This window comes from Chitinophaga sp., assembly GCF_036569185.1.
In the GTDB taxonomy this organism is placed as follows: domain Bacteria; phylum Bacteroidota; class Bacteroidia; order Chitinophagales; family Chitinophagaceae; genus Chitinophaga.
Window position 1 is genome coordinate 1 of record NZ_DATCRD010000095.1, and the last position, 17,381, is coordinate 17,381.

General features: G+C 47.6%; 14 protein-coding genes and 1 tRNA gene. 8 read left to right on the forward strand and 7 right to left on the reverse strand.

The features are described from left to right. Positions 1-67 precede the first annotated feature (67 nt). Positions 68-141: transfer RNA gene (locus tag VIM72_RS07240), tRNA-Ile, on the reverse strand. A gap of 100 nt (positions 142-241) precedes the next feature. Here VIM72_RS07240 and VIM72_RS07245 point away from each other — a divergent pair. Continuing rightward, the gene (locus VIM72_RS07245) at positions 242-871 is read left to right on the forward strand and encodes an HAD family phosphatase (RefSeq protein WP_332002170.1); all 630 of its coding nucleotides are present in this window, start codon (positions 242-244) and stop codon (positions 869-871) included. A gap of 28 nt (positions 872-899) precedes the next feature. On the opposite strand, the gene VIM72_RS07250 is transcribed toward VIM72_RS07245, so the two are convergent. The 3 genes from VIM72_RS07250 to VIM72_RS07260 form a co-directional block, all read right to left on the reverse strand. Beyond that, on the reverse strand, positions 900-1,139 hold the full coding sequence (locus tag VIM72_RS07250; RefSeq protein ID WP_332002171.1) for a hypothetical protein: 240 nt from the start codon (positions 1,137-1,139) through the stop codon (positions 900-902). A gap of 82 nt (positions 1,140-1,221) precedes the next feature. Next, the gene (locus VIM72_RS07255; RefSeq protein WP_142684453.1) at positions 1,222-1,572 is read right to left on the reverse strand and encodes a TM2 domain-containing protein; all 351 of its coding nucleotides are present in this window, start codon (positions 1,570-1,572) and stop codon (positions 1,222-1,224) included. Positions 1,573-1,582: 10 nt separating this feature from the next. Then, on the reverse strand, positions 1,583-1,804 hold the full coding sequence (locus VIM72_RS07260; RefSeq protein ID WP_332002172.1) for a DUF2752 domain-containing protein: 222 nt from the start codon (positions 1,802-1,804) through the stop codon (positions 1,583-1,585). A 241-nt stretch (positions 1,805-2,045) separates the two neighbouring features. Here VIM72_RS07260 and rimP point away from each other — a divergent pair, with 241 nt between their 5' ends. From rimP to VIM72_RS07290, 6 genes are all read left to right on the forward strand, one after another. Further along, on the forward strand, positions 2,046-2,510 hold the full coding sequence (gene rimP, locus VIM72_RS07265) for a ribosome maturation factor (RefSeq protein WP_332002173.1): 465 nt from the start codon (positions 2,046-2,048) through the stop codon (positions 2,508-2,510). Between the two features lie 16 nt (positions 2,511-2,526). Continuing rightward, a complete protein-coding gene (gene nusA, locus VIM72_RS07270; RefSeq protein ID WP_211971097.1) occupies positions 2,527-3,774 on the forward strand; it encodes a transcription termination factor NusA in 1,248 nt (415 codons plus the stop codon). Continuing rightward, complete coding sequence (gene infB / locus VIM72_RS07275; RefSeq protein ID WP_332002174.1) at positions 3,761-7,522, forward strand: translation initiation factor IF-2; 3,762 nt, start codon at positions 3,761-3,763, stop codon at positions 7,520-7,522. The genes nusA and infB overlap by 14 nt, the downstream gene beginning before the upstream one ends. 218 nt (positions 7,523-7,740) lie before the next feature. Next, positions 7,741-9,126 carry a peptidylprolyl isomerase gene (locus VIM72_RS07280; RefSeq protein ID WP_332002175.1) on the forward strand — a complete coding sequence of 462 codons (1,386 nt, stop codon included), beginning with the start codon at positions 7,741-7,743 and terminating at the stop codon, positions 9,124-9,126. Between the two features lie 155 nt (positions 9,127-9,281). Beyond that, positions 9,282-11,129 carry an amidophosphoribosyltransferase gene (locus tag VIM72_RS07285; protein WP_332002176.1) on the forward strand — a complete coding sequence of 616 codons (1,848 nt, stop codon included), beginning with the start codon at positions 9,282-9,284 and terminating at the stop codon, positions 11,127-11,129. 212 nt (positions 11,130-11,341) lie between these two features. Next, positions 11,342-11,836, forward strand: a complete 495-nt coding sequence (locus VIM72_RS07290) for a histidine phosphatase family protein (RefSeq protein ID WP_332002177.1) — start codon at positions 11,342-11,344, stop codon at positions 11,834-11,836. On the opposite strand, the gene proC is transcribed toward VIM72_RS07290, so the two are convergent. After that, on the reverse strand, positions 11,833-12,630 hold the full coding sequence (proC, locus tag VIM72_RS07295; RefSeq protein WP_332002178.1) for a pyrroline-5-carboxylate reductase: 798 nt from the start codon (positions 12,628-12,630) through the stop codon (positions 11,833-11,835). The two genes, VIM72_RS07290 and proC, sit on opposite strands and share 4 nt — an antisense overlap. Before the next feature lie 87 nt (positions 12,631-12,717). Here proC and VIM72_RS07300 point away from each other — a divergent pair, with 87 nt between their 5' ends. Continuing rightward, a complete protein-coding gene (locus tag VIM72_RS07300) occupies positions 12,718-16,008 on the forward strand; it encodes an AAA domain-containing protein (protein WP_332002179.1) in 3,291 nt (1,096 codons plus the stop codon). A 109-nt stretch (positions 16,009-16,117) separates the two neighbouring features. Here the strand turns inward: VIM72_RS07300 and VIM72_RS07305 are convergent, their stop codons facing one another. Together VIM72_RS07305 and VIM72_RS07310 are read right to left on the reverse strand one after the other, a co-directional pair. Further along, positions 16,118-16,687, reverse strand: coding sequence for an NUMOD4 domain-containing protein (locus VIM72_RS07305; protein WP_325638765.1), 570 nt, complete (start codon positions 16,685-16,687; stop codon positions 16,118-16,120). 43 nt (positions 16,688-16,730) lie between these two features. Next, the coding region (locus tag VIM72_RS07310) for a tRNA dihydrouridine synthase (RefSeq protein ID WP_332002180.1) at positions 16,731-17,381 on the reverse strand (651 nt) is incomplete at its 5' end.

Sequence of the window (17,381 nt, forward strand, 5' to 3'; positions counted from 1 at the left end):
TATCAAAACATGTATCAAATGAAAAAAGGCTTTCCGCGTCAATCCGCTGAAAGCCTTTTCTATTGCGTGGTCCCACCAGGGCATGATCCTGGGACCCCCTGATTATGAGTCAGGTGCTCTAACCAACTGAGCTATAGGACCTGTTCCGAAGAACTGATTCCCCTTTTCAGGGGACGGCAAAATTAATTATTTTATTGAATTAACCTAAAAAAATTTCATCTATCATTAATAAATTTGCGACATGCAAGGCATAAAGAATATTATTTTTGATTTAGGCGGCGTTATCCTGAACATCAATTACCAGCTTACCAGTGAAGCATTCACTCAGTTGGGAGTAAAAAATTTTAATGAGCTGTATTCACAGTTTCATGGTTCCAGCTTATTTAACGGCCTGGAAACAGGGCATGTTTCCGTGGAAGAATTTCTGGCTGAAATGCAGCAGCATGTCCCCGAAGGGGTTACCGGCGAACAGATAGTAACGGCATGGAATGCTATGTTACTGGATTTTCCTTTACAGCGACTACAACTACTGCAACAATTGCGGCAGCATTACAACCTGTATCTGTTGAGTAACACCAATGCCATCCACCTGGAGGCCTTCAACCGGTTATTGCAGGAAAGCAGGGGTATTCCTTCACTTGGCAGCTTTTTCGACAAAGCTTACTATTCCCACCTGATGGGCTACCGCAAGCCGGATAAAGAGTCGTACCTCATGGTAATGGAGGAAAACGGGCTGTTACCGGAAGAAACATTGTTTATAGACGATACGTTACCTAATATAGAAGGGGCGAAGGCAGTTGGGTTACAAACCATTCACCTGCAGGCGCCGCGAACGATCATGGATATTTTTCAGCCCAAAAAGGCACTATAAAAAAAGCCGGTGATCTACCGGCCTTTTTTTATTTAATTTCTTCGAAATCGATGTAATCTCCTTTATCGGCTTTTTTAGGCTGCGGAGGGGGTGGCTGAGTGCCGGGTTGTCCGCCGTTCTGCCGCTCATATTGCTGTCGCATATGATCCTGCATATCGCTCATTTGTCTGCGTACCTGCTTGGTTACCCTGTAGCCTGGTATGATCAGGTCGAATACCAGTTTGTAGAGCAGCCAGGCCAGAAATATAGAAACAAAAAATCTTAACATAATGACACGAAGGTAGCGGAATATACATTCCGACTCCCTGAAAATCACCTCATTTTAAGGTTTTTTTAACTTTCGGAAGAGATTAAAGTCCAAGCAGAGCCGCAGAAGCCAGGGCTTCTTTCTTATTGAACTGCCAGGCCATTTTACGGGCATTGATGGCGTCTATAATGGTGCCGATACCACAAAAGCCCAGGGTGATAAAGTATACAATTCCCATGGCTATCTGGTCTAGCAGGAAGCGTTGCACACCGGCAAAGCCCAGGAAACCAATAAGGCTGCAGATAAGAATTGTTTGCGGGTCTTTGCGTCTGCCCTGGTATACCGCCAGGAATCTCTGCTTGTTCTCTGCGGAATAGCTCTTGGTAAGCTCCTGTAGCCACATCATTTCCTCGGTTTCGATCCCGGGGAGCATCGCAAATGAAAAATCGTTCATAGTGTTGGGTTTATGATTGTTTAAAATCAGCGTATTGGTCCCTGGCCAGTTGTACAATCCGGTACAGCAGCACCACCACCGTCAGGGGAGCCAACCAATGATGGTGGATGGAAGCGCTCCACTGCCCGTGTAAAAAATAATGGATCCCATGGCCTAATCCACAGCCGGGGCAAATGGGGATTCCTATATTTTTAAACAGGCACAAACTGCCGGCATTTTCATCGGGAGTCATCAAATATAGAAGGGTTAGGCCCAGGGGCCATGCCAACAGCTCAATATTTATTTTTCGCCAGAAAGGGGTTGTCACGTCAGATATTTTAAATATATATATGAAAGATGGTGGTGCATCTCCCATAAATATTTAGATACAAGTTAAAGAAATAGTTTTTCAATCAAAATAAAATCCTACTTTTGTATGAGGAAAAATGATTCAAACGAAGGGGACGAGATATTGTCCCCTTCGCGCTTTTTGTATGGCAAACGAACACGTGATAAAAACGATCCGGGAAATAGCAGAAGGACTGCTGGCGAATGATCCCGACAATTTTTTGGTAGACATCAGAATTAAGCCCACTAACAATATCAAGCTCTTTTTGGACGGGGATAAAGGGGTGCCGGTGGCTACACTGGTGTCATTCAACCGCCAGTTATATCCTTTGCTGGAAGCGGCTGAACTGTTCCCGAATAATGATTTCTCCCTGGAAGTTTCGTCCGCAGGCCTGGATGAACCGCTCAAACTGCACAGACAATACCTTAAAAATATTGGTCGTAAAGTGGAAGTTACCCTGCTGGATGGCTCCGTGAAGGAGGGCACCCTGCAAACGGTTACCGAAGATGCTATTAACATCGAGGAACTGATCGGCAAAAAGAAAGAAAAAAAGTCAACTGATTTAAAACTTAATGAAATAAAGCACACAAAGGTGTGCATCGTGTTTTAAAATATAACAACTAAACATGGCTAGTATTAACCTGATTGAGTCATTTACCGAGTTCAAGGAGGCGGAAAACATCGACCGTCCTACATTGATGAAGGTCCTGGAGGATGTGTTTAAAACGCTTCTGCGGAAAAAGTATGGCTCAGATGAGAATTTTGACGTGATTGTAAATACCGAAAAAGGTGACCTTGAAATATTACGCCGTCGAACCATTGTGAATGATGGGGAAGTAGAAGATGACAATGCCCAGATCGCCTATTCTGAAGCAATCCTGGTAGAACCGGATTACCAGGTAGGAGAGGATTTATATGAGGAAGTAGAGATCATGGACTTCGGCCGCAGGGCTATCCTGGCGGCAAAGCAAACTTTATCTGCCCGTATCGGCGACCTGAAAAAGAACATCCTGGTAAAGAAATATGCCGATAAAGCAGGTGAAATTGTAAATGGCGAAGTATACCAGGTTTGGAAAAAAGAAGTTTTATTGCTTGATGATGAAGGGAATGAGTTAATTTTGCCTAAATCTGAACAGATCCCCACAGATTATTTCAAGAAAGGGGAGAACGTAAGAGCGGTGGTGAAGAAAGTAGAAATGAAAAACAACGCGCCACTCATCATTCTCTCCCGTACACATCCATCCTTCCTGGCTAAATTGCTGGAAATTGAGGTGCCTGAGATCTTTGACGGGCTGATTGTTATCAAGAAAATTGTTCGCGAACCGGGAGAAAGAGCCAAAGTGGCTGTTGAATCCTACGATGACCGTATAGACCCGGTAGGAGCCTGCGTGGGTATGAAAGGAAGCCGCATACACGGTATCGTACGCGAATTGAGAAATGAAAACATAGATATCATTAACTTTACCACCAACATTCAATTGTTGATCCAGCGTTCGTTAACACCTGCCCGGATCAGCCGTATGGAAGTGGATAACGAGAACAAATACGCTTCCGTTTACCTCAACCCCGACCAGGTATCACTGGCTATCGGTAAAAAAGGAGTAAACATAAAGCTGGCTTGTGAACTGACTGGTTATGAGATTGATGTGTTCCGTGATGAAGCACAGGAACAGTCAGAATTTGATATCGATCTGGAAGAATTCTCGGATGAAATCGAAGAATGGATAATAGATGAGCTTAAACGAATAGGTTGTGACACTGCCCGCAGCGTATTGGAGCTGACCGTTGAAGAACTGGTTCGCCGTTCCGATCTGGAAGAAGAGACAGTGCAGGATGTAAGAAGAATATTACAGGAAGAGTTTGACAAAGAATAAAGCCGAGCCACAACCCTTCCCAGGTAAAGGCCTTATTAGAAAGGGAATTGATTTTTTCGAGTTATTGTTTAAACGTAAAAAAACATCCCGTTTTGAAGAAACGGGAAACAGGGGAGGCCCGAAATACGATATGCCTGAAACAACAAACAACACACCACGATTGCTGGCTGCAGCCAAAGAGTTTAATATTGGTAAGGAAACCCTCATCGATTTCCTTGGCAATAAAGGCTTTGATATGGACGGCTTTGGTTCTCCCAATGCCCGTCTTACGGCTGTTATGTATACAGCACTGCAGTCGGAGTTCCAGCAGGACAAGGCTAACAAGCGCAAAAGCGACCAGATAGCCCTGCCTAAAGGAAGCGTGTTAGAAACGATGAAGAAGAAAGAAAAGGAGGAAGCGGAAGCGGCGGCTAAAAAGAATAATACTAAAGAAAAAGAAGAGACGGCTGCTGCTCCCAAACAGGAAGCAAAGCCTGAAACTAAACCGGAACCGGCTAAGGAAACCCCTAAACCGGAACCACAACCACAGGCGAATGTTGCCCCGGCAACTCCGCCACCCGCAAAGGAAAAAGCTGAACCGAAGCCTGAACCACCCGTTGTTACAGCTCCCCCTGTTGCGGAAGTTCCCAAAGCGCCGGCAACGCCTCCTCCGGCAGAACCAGACACGGTGAAGAAAACTGAATCGCCGAAAATAAACGGCCCTAAAGTGATCACCACCATCGATCTGGACGCACTGAACCGCAATAAAAAACCAGTTGCCAGAAAAGACCAGGAAGAAACCCCGGCCCCGCAACAGGCAGCAGAAAAATCACCGGTAAAAGAAGAAAAACCAGCGGTTCCCCCTGCTCCTCCCGTTGCTGAAAAGCCGGAACCTAAGCCTGCACAGGAAGCAACTGCAGCGCCAACTGAAAAACCAGTTGACAAAGCTGATAAAGTGGAACAGGCCCCTAAAGCCGAAACCACTACACCGGCAGAGAAAGTAGCGAAAACAGACAAGACCGATACGACAGACAAAACGGAAAAAGCCGCACCGGTTGAAGATAAACCTGTAGTTAAAAAAGTGGAAGAAGTATTACAAGAGGCAAAACCGGCTGCAGCCAAAGAACCGGCGCAAATTCCTGTTAAGAATGTTGTAAAACCGGAAAATCGCAAACCCTCTACTGCCGAAAACACCCCACCTACACCTCCTCCGGCCGCCTCACAGGGACAGGACGAGGCCTCCGGTGCTGCTGTGATTGAAAATATCCAGGCCGAAAAATTAACCGGCCCTAAAGTAATCGGTAAAATTGAGCTGCCAGTTCAGTCTGACAGACGCGATAATAACAAGAACAGCAACTTTAACAGGGACGAGAAACGCAAACGCAAGCGTATCATCGTGGAAAAGAAACCTGAACCTGTTCAGCCTAAAGACTTTAAAGAAGGCGACCGCAAAGAAGGCGGCGCAACAGGCGAACATCGCCCGCATCAACATGGCGGACAAGGCGGCAATCGCCCCCACCATGATAACCGCGGCGGACACCAGGGTGGTAATCGTCCACAGGGCGATAACCGCGCGCACAACCGGCCAGGCGGTGCCAACACAGGTACCGGCAGTGGTTACAACAGGCCGGCCGGACAAGGCCAGGGTCAGGGCGGAGGCTATAACAGGCCAGCCGGACAAGGTGGTCCAGGCAGCGGTAACAGACCAGCCGGACAAGGCGGCGGTTACAACCGTCCGGGCGGTGGCCAGGGTGGAGGAAACAGACCCGGACAAGGCAGTGGCTATAACAGGCCAGGCCAGGGCGGCAACTTCAACAGACCCGGTCAGCACCGCGGCGAGGATAAACGTACTACCGAAGAAAAAGAAATCGATAAGAACGAGATCCAGAATAAGATCAAGGAAACAATGGCCAAACTCGGTGGCGGCGGTCGCGGTAAAAACGTGAAAGCCAAACACCGCAGGGAAAAACGCGAAGAAAGAGCCAACCAGAAAATTAACCAGGGCGATGGAGGAGAAAGCAAACTCCAGGTAACAGAATTCGTTTCTGTATCCGAACTGGCCAACCTGATGGATGTTAGCTTCGCGGAAGTAATCTCTAAATGTATGGGCCTCGGTATCATGGTATCTATCAACCAACGCCTCGATGCGGAAGTAATAGAACTGGTTGCCGGCGAATTTGGATACGAAGTTGAATTCATTGGTCTGGAAGATGCAGAAGAAACTGATGATGAAGACGAAGTAGATGATCCTGCAGACCTGGTTCCACGTGCTCCGATCGTAACCATCATGGGTCACGTCGATCACGGTAAAACCTCCCTGCTCGATTATATCCGCAGTGCAAACGTGGTAGCCGGTGAAGCCGGCGGTATCACCCAGCACATCGGTGCATACCAGGTAACAACAGCCAGCGGCAAAAAGATCACCTTCCTCGATACCCCCGGTCACGAAGCGTTTACCGCAATGCGTGCCCGTGGTGCCAAAGCAGCGGATATCGCCGTTATCGTGATTGCTGCTGATGATGCTATCATGCCACAAACAAAAGAAGCCATCTCCCACTCGCAGGCTGCCGGTCTGCCAATGGTATTCGCTATCAACAAAGTGGATAAAGAAGGCGCAAATCCTGAACGTATCAAAGAACAACTGGCCGGCATGAACCTCCTGGTGGAAGACTGGGGCGGTAAATACCAGAGCCAGGAAATATCTGCGAAAAGCGGGTTAAATATTGATGTGCTCCTCGAAAAAATATTGCTGGAAGCAGAACTGCTGGAATTGAAAGCCAATCCCGACCGTGAAGCCTCCGGAAGTATCGTGGAAGCGACCCTGGATAAAGGCCGCGGGTATGTTGCCTCCCTGCTGGTACAGAATGGTACCCTCCACCAGGGCGATACCATTGTATCCGGCTCCTTCTTCGGAAAAATTAAAGCCATGTTCAACGAACGCGGCCAGAAAATGGAAGAAGCAGGTCCATCCATGCCGGTACAGGTACTCGGTTTGAATGGTGCTCCACAGGCAGGTGAGAAATTCAAAATGTACTCTGATGAGTCTGAAGCTAAAGAAGTTGCTAACCGCAGGGCACAGATCGTTCGCGAACAAGGTATCCGTACCAAGAAACATATCACCCTGGATGAAATCGGCCGCCGTTTGGCACTGGGTAACTTCAAACAGCTGAACCTCATCATCAAAGCCGACTTTGATGGTTCCGTGGAAGCGTTGAGCGATTCCCTGCAGAAACTGTCTACCGAAGAAATCGTGATCAGCATCGTTCACAAAGCAGTAGGTCAGATCACTGAATCCGACGTATTGCTGGCAACCGCCTCTGATGCTATCATCCTCGGATTCCAGGTACGACCTTCTTCCCAGGCTGCCAAGCTCGCGGAAAAAGAAAATATCGAGATCCGTAACTACTCCATCATCTATGACGCGATCGATGAAATCAAGAGCGCCATGGAAGGTATGCTGGAACCAAAAATCGAGAAGAAAGTGGTGTGCAACGTACAGGTGCGCGAAACTTACAAATTCGAAAAAGTTACCGTGGCTGGCTGCTTCGTTATCGATGGCAAGCTGACAAGAAACACCCGTATCAACGTGGTGCGCGACGGTATCGTGGTTCACACCGGCGAACTCGGCTCCCTGAAACGTTATAAAGATGACGTGAAAGAAGTAGCCGCCAACATGGAGTGCGGTTTGAGCGTTCGCGGATACAGCGATCTGAGACCAAACGATTACATCGAAGGTTTCGAAGAAGTAGAAGTGAAGAGAACTTTATAAAAAGCCGGTAGCCTCAAACTACCCCGCTTTAAAATAACATACAGCGAAGAAAATAATGATCCATCGTGCAAAACCTGGCATCGTTATTTTCTTCGCTTTTTTTGGCTAAGATGCTTACGGCTAAAAGGCGGCAGCTTATCTAAACTTTTGTTAAATCCATCGACTTTCCCTATACTACTGACTTTTAAATAGTTATTTTTGGTTTTTACCGCTTTTGTATGAAGAAACTTTTAGCATTATCCGCAGGCGCTTTGCTGTTATGGCAGGCTTCTACGGCCCAGCAAAAACTGGTGGCAGACAAGATTATCGGCGTTGTAGGAGATAAAATCATCCTCAAATCCGATATGGACGGAGCGCTCAGCGACCAGCAGCATAACTCGCCTGATGGCAACCTGCCGCCGGACGCAGCCTGCAAAACACTGGAAATGCTGATTTCCCAGAAAGTAATGGTATTACAGGCGGAAAGGGATAGCTTACCCGTAAGCGACGGCGATGTGGAAGCCCAGATGGAAAACCGTATCCGGTACTTTGAATCAATGTACGGCAGTAAAGAAAAAATGAAGGAAATTACCGGCTATTCCATTTATCAGCTCCGCGAACGCTTCCGTCAGCCTATTAAAGAAGGATTACTGGCACAGGCCATGCGCAACAAGATCGTTGAACCGGTAAAAGTAACCCCCTCAGAAGTAAAACGCTTCTTTGATGCTATTCCGAAAGACAGTCTCCATTTTTATGAGTCCGAACTGGAAATCGGTACCCTGGTACTGCAGCCAAAGGCTACCCGCGAAATGGACCAGTACGCTATAGACCGCATCCTCGATTTCAAAAAACGTGTTCAGAATAAAGAATCAGATTTCGGCTCCCTGGCTATCCTGTACTCCGAAGATCCGGGCGTAAAGGATAACAAAGGCGTATATACACTGAACCGTAATGATAAAAACACCTGGGATCCCGACTTCCTGGCAGCCGCTTTCCGTTTGAAAGAAGGGGAAATGTCTTCTCCTGTGAAGTCGCAACATGGTTACCACCTGATCATGATGCTGAAACGCTCCGGCGATAATGTTACCGTACAACACATCCTGGTAAGGGCGGCTGTAACCAAATCAGATCTGGCTGCCAATACCGCCAAACTGGATTCCATCCGTAAAAGTATCCTGGCAGGAAAAATCACCTTCTCTGAAGCTGTAGCAAAATACAGTGATGCGCCAAGCGCTAAATTCGACGGCGGTATGATGCAGTCAAAAACCGGCGATGGAAGCACCCTCATCACTATTGATCAGCTGGATGATCCTACGGAAAGGGATATTGTAATGATGCTGGATACCCTGAAACCAGGCCAGATTTCCGCACCAGTGCAGTTTACAGACGAAAATGGCCGTACCGCTGTACGGATCGTTTACCTGAAAACACGCACCCAGCCACACCGGGAAAATCTTACCGACGATTATTCCCGCATCCAGCAAAGAACATTGGATATCAAACGCGCAGAGGCCATTAACAAATGGCTCATCGAAAAGATCCCCACTTTCTATGTACATGTGGACGATCAATATAAGGAGTGTAACCACATCAGCCAGTGGATGGCTGGTTTGGCCAAACAATAATCATAAAGCTATTCATTAAAACGGGGAGAGAGGCGAAAGCTTTTATCCCCGCTTTTTTTTGCCCTGATACAGAATAGGCAAAGGCTGATAGCTTTACCAATCGCTTTCTGGTTTTCTCCTTTTTTGGCGTACCTTTGCGACTTCAATTTTCTGCCATGAGTGATGCGATCAAACATGAATGCGGTCTGGCATTTATAAGGTTAAGAAAACCGTTTTCCTACTACCAACAAAAATATGGGAGTGTTTTCTATGGGCTGAACAAACTATACCTGCTCATGGAAAAACAACACAACAGAGGCCAGGATGGCGCTGGTTTGGCCACCGTGAAACTGAACACCGAACCCGGCGTGCCCTTTATGCACCGTATCCGCAGTGCGGCTCCACAGGCTATCGGGGATATTTTCGGGAAAGTAAGGGATGAAATCCAGGAGATAGAAAAATATCAACCGGAAATCACCAAATACCCGGGCCTGATGAAAGGCCATGTACGTTTCCTCGGGGAGCTCATGATGGGTCATATCCGCTACGCTACCCAGGGTAAAAACAATGTGGAGCTCTGCCACCCGTTTGTCCGCTACAATACCATTCCTGCCCGCAATCTCGCTATGGCAGGGAACTTCAACCTGATAAACACGGATGAGCTGTTTGAATTCTCCAAGGCGCAACCAGGGGAAGTACACAAAAACAGCGACCTGGCCGCCATGCTGGAAGTGGTACATCATTTCCTTGCCAAAGAAGACAATGAAGGCAGCAACGACCTGGATATCAAAAAGATCCTCCAACAGTCGTTTTCCATGTTCGACGGCGGTTACCACACCTGCGGCCTGATCGGCTCCGGAGACGCCTTCGTGATCCGCGATGCACATGGTATCCGTCCTTCCTACTACTATATTAATGATGATGTGATTGTGGCCGCCTCCGAAAGGGCTGCTATCCGCACCACCTTTAACGTAGGCGAAAATGAAGTACTGGAACTGATGCCCGGTACAGCGCTGATCGTGAAAAACAACGGCGACTACAGTATTGAACAGATCCTCGAACCCAAAGAACGTAAAGCCTGCAGCTTTGAAAGGATTTACTTCTCCCGTGGTAACGATGAGAAAATATACAGGGAACGTACTGCACTGGGCAGGCATTTATCCGGCACCGTATTGAAGGCCATCGACAATGACCTCAAAAACACCATCTTCTCTTTTATTCCCAACACCGCTGAAGTAGCCTTCTATGGCCTGTTAAAAGGACTGGAAGCCTATCTCAACAAAATAAAAGTAGAACGTATCCTCTCCTGGGGCAACGATTTCGATGAGGAAAAACTCTCCGAAATGGTGAACCGCCGCATCCGTATCGATAAGATTGCCACCAAGGATGTGAAAATGCGCACGTTTATTACGGAAGACTCCAGCCGTAATGAAATGGTACAGCACGTATACGACATCACCTATGGTAAAATAAGACCCGGTATTGATTCCCTGGTGGTGATAGACGATTCAATTGTACGTGGTACCACGCTGAAAGAAAGTATTGTGAAGATGCTGGACCGCCTGGGCCCCAAAAAGATCATCATCGTATCATCAGCCCCACAGATCCGCTACCCCGACTGCTATGGTATCGACATGAGCAAAATGGGCGATTTTGTGGCCTTCCAGGCAGCCATCGGCCTCCTGAAAGATCATGGCAAGGAACATATCCTGAATGAAGCCTACGGCCTCTGCAAGGAACTGCAACGCACCAATACCCTTCACGCACAAAACGTAGTGAAGAATATCTATAAGCCCTTTACCCCCGAACAGATTTCTGCTAAAATCGCCGAAATCCTCAATCCGGGCGGTATTAAGGCGGAAATAGAAGTGATTTACCAATCTATCGAAAGCCTTCATGAAGCCTGCCCGAATAACCTGGGCGACTGGTACTTTACCGGTAATTACCCAACCCCGGGTGGTAACCGTGTTGTGAATAAAGCATTCATGAACTATATGGAAGGCAAAAACGAAAGAGGATATTAATCCTATACAAATAGCCAGGGATCTGGTCATCCGGCATTCAAAAAAACGACCTTTTGAACCGGGCGATCAGATCTCTTATTATTTGAATGACTATTTGTTTTCATGTTAATTTTATCTTAAATAACCCCACCCGCTCAGACAGTATAAGTCTAACAAGTTAACTTCCTGTAAAATCTGTATTTTCGTTATAGTTAATTATAGGTTTTCAGCCCATGAAAACATTACTACTTATACGTCATGCTAAGTCCAGCTGGACCGATCCGGACATGGATGATTTTGACCGGCCCCTCAATAAACGGGGAAAAGCAAATGCGCCCGAAATGGCACAGCGCCTCATTACAAGAGGTATGGTGCCGGAACTGATTATTTCCAGCCCGGCGAAGAGAGCCCGGTCTACTGCTAAAATAATGGCCAGTGAATGGAGCTATCCCAAGCAGGCGATCCTGCTGGAAGAAGAACTTTATCTCTGCTATGCTGCCACTTTTCTCAAGGTAATCACCAAAATTGACGACGACTTTGGCGCCGTGGCCATCTTTGCTCATAACCCCGGCATCACCGATTTTGCCAATTACCTCACTGAAGAGATCAGGATCGACAATGTACCCACTACCGGCATCTTTGGCGTCCAGGCAGATACCGATAGCTGGAAAGATTTTGACCTGGCAAAGAAAAAGTTCCTCTTCTTCGAGTATCCCCGTAAAGATTAGTCTTTTACAATTTTATCGTAAGATGCAGTTATTCCTTTTATCAGGGAAGAACTGAAGCCCTGGTGTTCCATTTCGTTCAAACCGGCAATAGTACAGCCTTTGGGCGTAGTTACCTTATCAATTTCTTCTTCAGGATGACGGTTTTCCCGGATCAGCAGCTCCGCTGCCCCTTTTACCGTTTGCGCGGCAATTAAACTGGCAGTACGTACATCAAAACCTATTTCAATACCACCCTGGATATTTGCACGGATAAAGCGCAACGCAAAGGCAATACCGCAAGCACCCAGCACTGTAGCGGCATCCATCAGTTTTTCATCTATCGTAACAGTGGCTCCCAGTTGATCGAACATGGTTTTCACATAACGGATCTGTTCTTCCGTGGCATGCTTATGAGAAATACAGGTAATTGATTCCTGTATGGCTATAGCCGTATTGGGCATGGCTCTTACCACCGGCATACCAGGCACCACATGCTCCAGGTCGTCGATGCTTACACCGGTCACCACGCTGATCAGTATATGCTTTGCAGGGTCAAAGGAACCCTTGAACTCCTGCAGTATTTCCCGCACATTGTAGGGCTTTAATGCCACTACAATTATTTCCGCTTCGCGGATGGCTATATCATTATCCGTTTCTATCTGCACACCCGCGTCGCGCAGATCTGTAAGGGTAGTGGTGTTACGCTTGGTAACAATGATATCGCCGGCCTTTGAAAATCCGCTCTTCAGCAATCCCCGGGCGATGGCCGAGCCCAGGTTTCCTCCACCTATAATGGCTATTTTTTTGGCTGACATAAAAAATGAAGATTACATTATAAATCGTAAGAAAGGTATAACAAATGCTGCATCCATGCAAACGGCAACGATTCATTAACTTGCAGTATGCAGGCATTACACACAGCAGCTGCGTTTTACGCGAGGATAAAAGAAGCCCACAGTATAACAGATACGGAAGATAAGACCCGTCATTATAAACAGATCCTGGAAATCCTTTTCCGGGATCTGACCCGGAAAGAAACCCGCTCTTTCGGGAACCTGTTTGCCCGCATGCAGTTTTATTTCGACCGGCAAACCGTTCCCCCCGACATTCACCAGCAACTGACCGCCCTCCGTATACTCACCAGCAAAGCTACAAGGGGAATGTTCCCCCTGCAGGAAGCCGAACATCTACTGTGTATCAAAGCCCTCACAGAATCTGTAGCCTGGTGCTACCAGGCAGCGCCACCACCCGCGCTCACTGAATTATACGCCCCTGCGGGCTCAAACAAACTATCCCTTGCCTGGCAACACCGCCCCGGCAGCCTCTCCCTGCTGAAATGCATGGTTACCGCCGTTGGTGCGCTCAACACCAATACATTGGGTAAGTATACCTTGCTGCTGGATGTAAAAAATGATGAACAGGGAGCCTTTCAGCTCCTGCTGGAGCACATGGACCCAACTGCAGTGGTATCCCTTCACGGCTTACTCCGTCCATACGACACCATTCATGTGCTTCACTGCCGCCAGGGCGTTAACGGTCACGAATACACGACTACCAGCGAAAGCCAGGTAGTACTGGAACCAGACCTCCTTATAGACATCAGCGACCTGGCCGAATGTTTTACCCACAAAGGGTCCAACCGGTTATTATATCTTGTTAAAAAACTTACTCCCCAGGCCTCCAGCCCGGCGGCATTTAAAGGAAACCTGGTAAATGCCCTGCTGGATGAAATGCTCCGTAACCGCGACATGGATTTCAAAAGCTCATTTGTGGAGGCAGTGGCTGAAAACGTGCTGCAGGCGGCCGCTTACGGCCGGGAGAAGATCAATGAAATGTTCCGGGATATCCGGCAGCAACACTGGGGTAACCTGCATAATACGGTAAAGGAATTACAGGATAAACCGGTAAGAATAGAGCCCACCTTTTTCTCCGCCCAATACGGATTACAAGGACGGCTGGACCTGATGGCAGAAGATGACAGCGACGAATACCGGAAAGAGATTTTTGAACTGAAAAGCGGGAAATGCCCCGATTTCAATACCTGGAAAAACCACGAAATGCAGGTAGTAGGGTACAACCTCCTGCTGCGTTCGGCCTTTGGACGGCACCGGAAGGGCAGTTCGGCCATCCTGTACTCCGCCGCCACCACTACTCCTTTGCGTAATGTAAGCAGTACCCACCATACGGAAAACGACCTGTTGCTGTTACGCAATGAGGTGGTAGCCATGCTGCTGCGGCTTGCAGGAGGGGAATTTGATGTACTTGGTACTATTACCGGCGCAGCTGCGCTGGGCCTGCCTCCTTTCAGTGCAGCTCATTTCACCACTTTTGAACAGGCATGGCAAACAGCATCCCCTGTAGCCAAAGCCTATTACCACGAATTCCTCGCTTTTATGCTAAGGGAATACCTGCAGGCAAAGTGCGGTATGTTCTCAGAAATTAACCGGGAAGATGATGCCGACGGCTTTGCTGCGCTGTGGCTGCAACAGGAAAAAGATAAGTTGTCGCGCTTCAATATCATTCCCGGGTTGCGGTTCCGGGAATTTGACGCTGTTAACAGCTCCGTGCTTTTTGATATAGTCGTGCCCGTTAGCCATAATTTCCGCAGGGGAGACACAGCTATTATTTATCCCCGTACCAGTACAGAACTACAGCCTTTACAGCAACAGCTGCTGAAGGGGAGGATAGAGGATCTTGGGAAAAACCAGCTGGCATTTTCACTGAACAACCGGCAGATGACGCTTGATTTCTTCCGGCAATTCGATGAATGGATCATTGAGCACGATATTTATGAATCCAACTACTGGACAGCTACTGCATCACTTTTCCATGTGATTTCCCCGCTTTACCGGGAGCGTACCAATCTGCTGCTGGGACTTACCACGCCACGATGGTATCCTTTACAACACCCCACGCCCGCCATGTTTAATGCTAACCAGGAACAAATTGTGAGACAGGCCCTGGAGGCGCAGGATTATTACCTGCTACAGGGACCGCCCGGCACCGGTAAAACATCTTCCATGCTTACTACCATAGTAGGAGAGATGATAAAACAGGATCACTATGTGATCATTGTTGCCTTTACCAACAAGGCAGTGGAGGAAATATGCCATAAGCTGGAAGCCAAAGACATCAGGCACCTGCGTATGGGCGGGCGGAATTCAGATGCTTCGCTTACGCTGCGGCAATACTGCCTGGAAGGGTCACTGGACGATGCCAGGAACTATATTACGGGGCATCGGGTATTTGTAGCCACGGTGGCTACTATGGTTACACGGCTGGAACAGCTCACAATGATGGGGATTCCTGCCGATACTTTAATTGTGGATGAAGCCTCCCAGTTAACAGAGCCTCAGTTGCTGGGGCTGCTGATGCCTTTCAGGAAGTTTATCCTGATAGGGGATCAGAACCAGTTGCCGCCGGTAGTGGCGCAGGAAGCCTGGTTCTGCCAGGTGAAAGCCCCCTGTTTGCAGGAGCTGGGTATCCGGGATCTGCGAACCTCTATTTTTGAGCGGCTGATACAACGCTGTAAAACGAGGCACTGGCGCCATGCCTGGGGCATGCTCAACACACATTTCCGGATGCACGACAGCATCGCGGCATTGGTTAATCATTATTATGCAGGGCAGTTATCTTCCGGGAAGGAAGAACAGAAAGCCGGTTTTGACCCGCTTGCCGTTCGTGAACACCCTGGCTGGGAGCGGATCCTGTCTTTAGGAAGAAAAATATTTATCAGCAGCCCTTACGAGCCCAGCTCCAAAATGAATAAAACAGAGGCAAAGTGGGTGGCATCCTTACTTCATCACCTGAAAGCCCGTTATGGCGCCGGCTTCAGCAAAGAGACTGTAGGAGTGGTAACACCCTGGCGAACACAGATCAGCCTTATCCGGGAGCTGATTGCAGATGATGAGGTATTGCAGGATATTAATATTGATACCGTAGAACGGTTCCAGGGCTCTGAAAACGATATTATCATTGTATCCCTGGCGGTATATCATGCCGCGCAGGTGCAAACACTGCAGTGCCTCGGGCAGTTTCAATGGGAGGAAGAGGAGATAGAGGTAGACAGGAAGCTGCTGGTAACGTTATCGCGTGCACGAAAACAGGTGATACTGCTGGGCTATGAGCCGGTGCTGCTGGATAGCATTCATTACCGGAAGGTGTTAGGGGAAATGATACGGGGAGACCTCTAACGGAATACACTATACGTAAGGCGAGCCTAAACCAAGTAACAATGGCCATACTGATTGTATGGCCATTGTCAGACAACATCATATATGATCAGTCCTGGCAAACCAGGCTTTAATCCAGTGTTACGTGCCCCCAGTTTTCCCCGCTTTTAATACGGTAGAGTTGCATTTCGCTGATATCGAACTGTTCCGCGATCTGCTTCATTGTTTTTTTACCGGGTTTGCTGAGCAGGCGTTTGATACTCTTTACTTTGGAAACATTTAGTTTCAAACCTTTTACACGATTGCGCTGCTTTTCTTTGTAGGCCAGCTTAGCCGGGCTTTTTTGCTGATGCTCTTCCATTTCCTCTTTGGTAGCCCATTGAAGGTTGGAGGCTTTATTGTTCTTTTTATCGTAGTCCAGGTGAATCACATACTTATGCGCCCGTCCTCCTTTTTTGCTGAAAAGTTTAGCCACTTCCCGGTGCAGGTAGAGTGACTGGTAGCTGTCTGCCGGCTTTACGTTTAATACCGTATAGCCTTCCACGGTAGACCCCGTGAGCAGCTTACCATCTTCGGTACTTTCATGATAACTGATCACTCTCCCCATGTTTGAAACAGCGTATTTTTTACGCAGGGCAGATTTGTTTTTAATCTGTAAGTCTTTCCAGACTTCATTTTTCAGATTTTTAATTGTGGTCATGTGAAAGTAATTTTTATTTTTTTATATCCCGGGGTTTATCCGTTTATCCGTAAACGTTACAACCGGCCATTTCATTATCAGCCGGCAGAAAATCGTGTGCAGCAGCCCTTTCGAATATATGGTCCTTGTATTGTAACACCACCGCGTCTAGTACTTCCTCAATCTCAGCTAATGTATTGTAAGTTACTAATTGTTGTCTGAATTCTTTTATATGCGGTAACCCTTTGAGGTAATTTGTATAATGCCGGCGCATTTCCAGTATGCCTACTACTTCTCCTTTCCAGGCAACTGACTGGTGAAGGTGTTTTTTGCAGACTTCCACTCTCTCCAAAACAGTTGGCAGGGCTAAATGTTCGCCTGTCTTCATAAAATGCTTGATCTCCCTGAAGATCCACGGGTACCCTATAGCGGCCCTTCCTATCATTACGCCATCTACGCCATATTTCTGCCTGGCGGCGATGGCCTGTTCCGGCGTACATATATCACCGTTACCAAAGATAGGGATTTGTATGCGTGGATTGTTCTTTACTTTTCCGATAAGGGTCCAGTCGGCGCTGCCTTTATACATCTGGGTCCGTGTACGGCCATGAATGGTAAGGGCTTTAATACCTACATCCTGGAGCCTTTCAGCTACATCTTCAATATTTTTTGTTTCCTCATCCCAGCCCAAACGGGTTTTAATGGTTACCGGCAG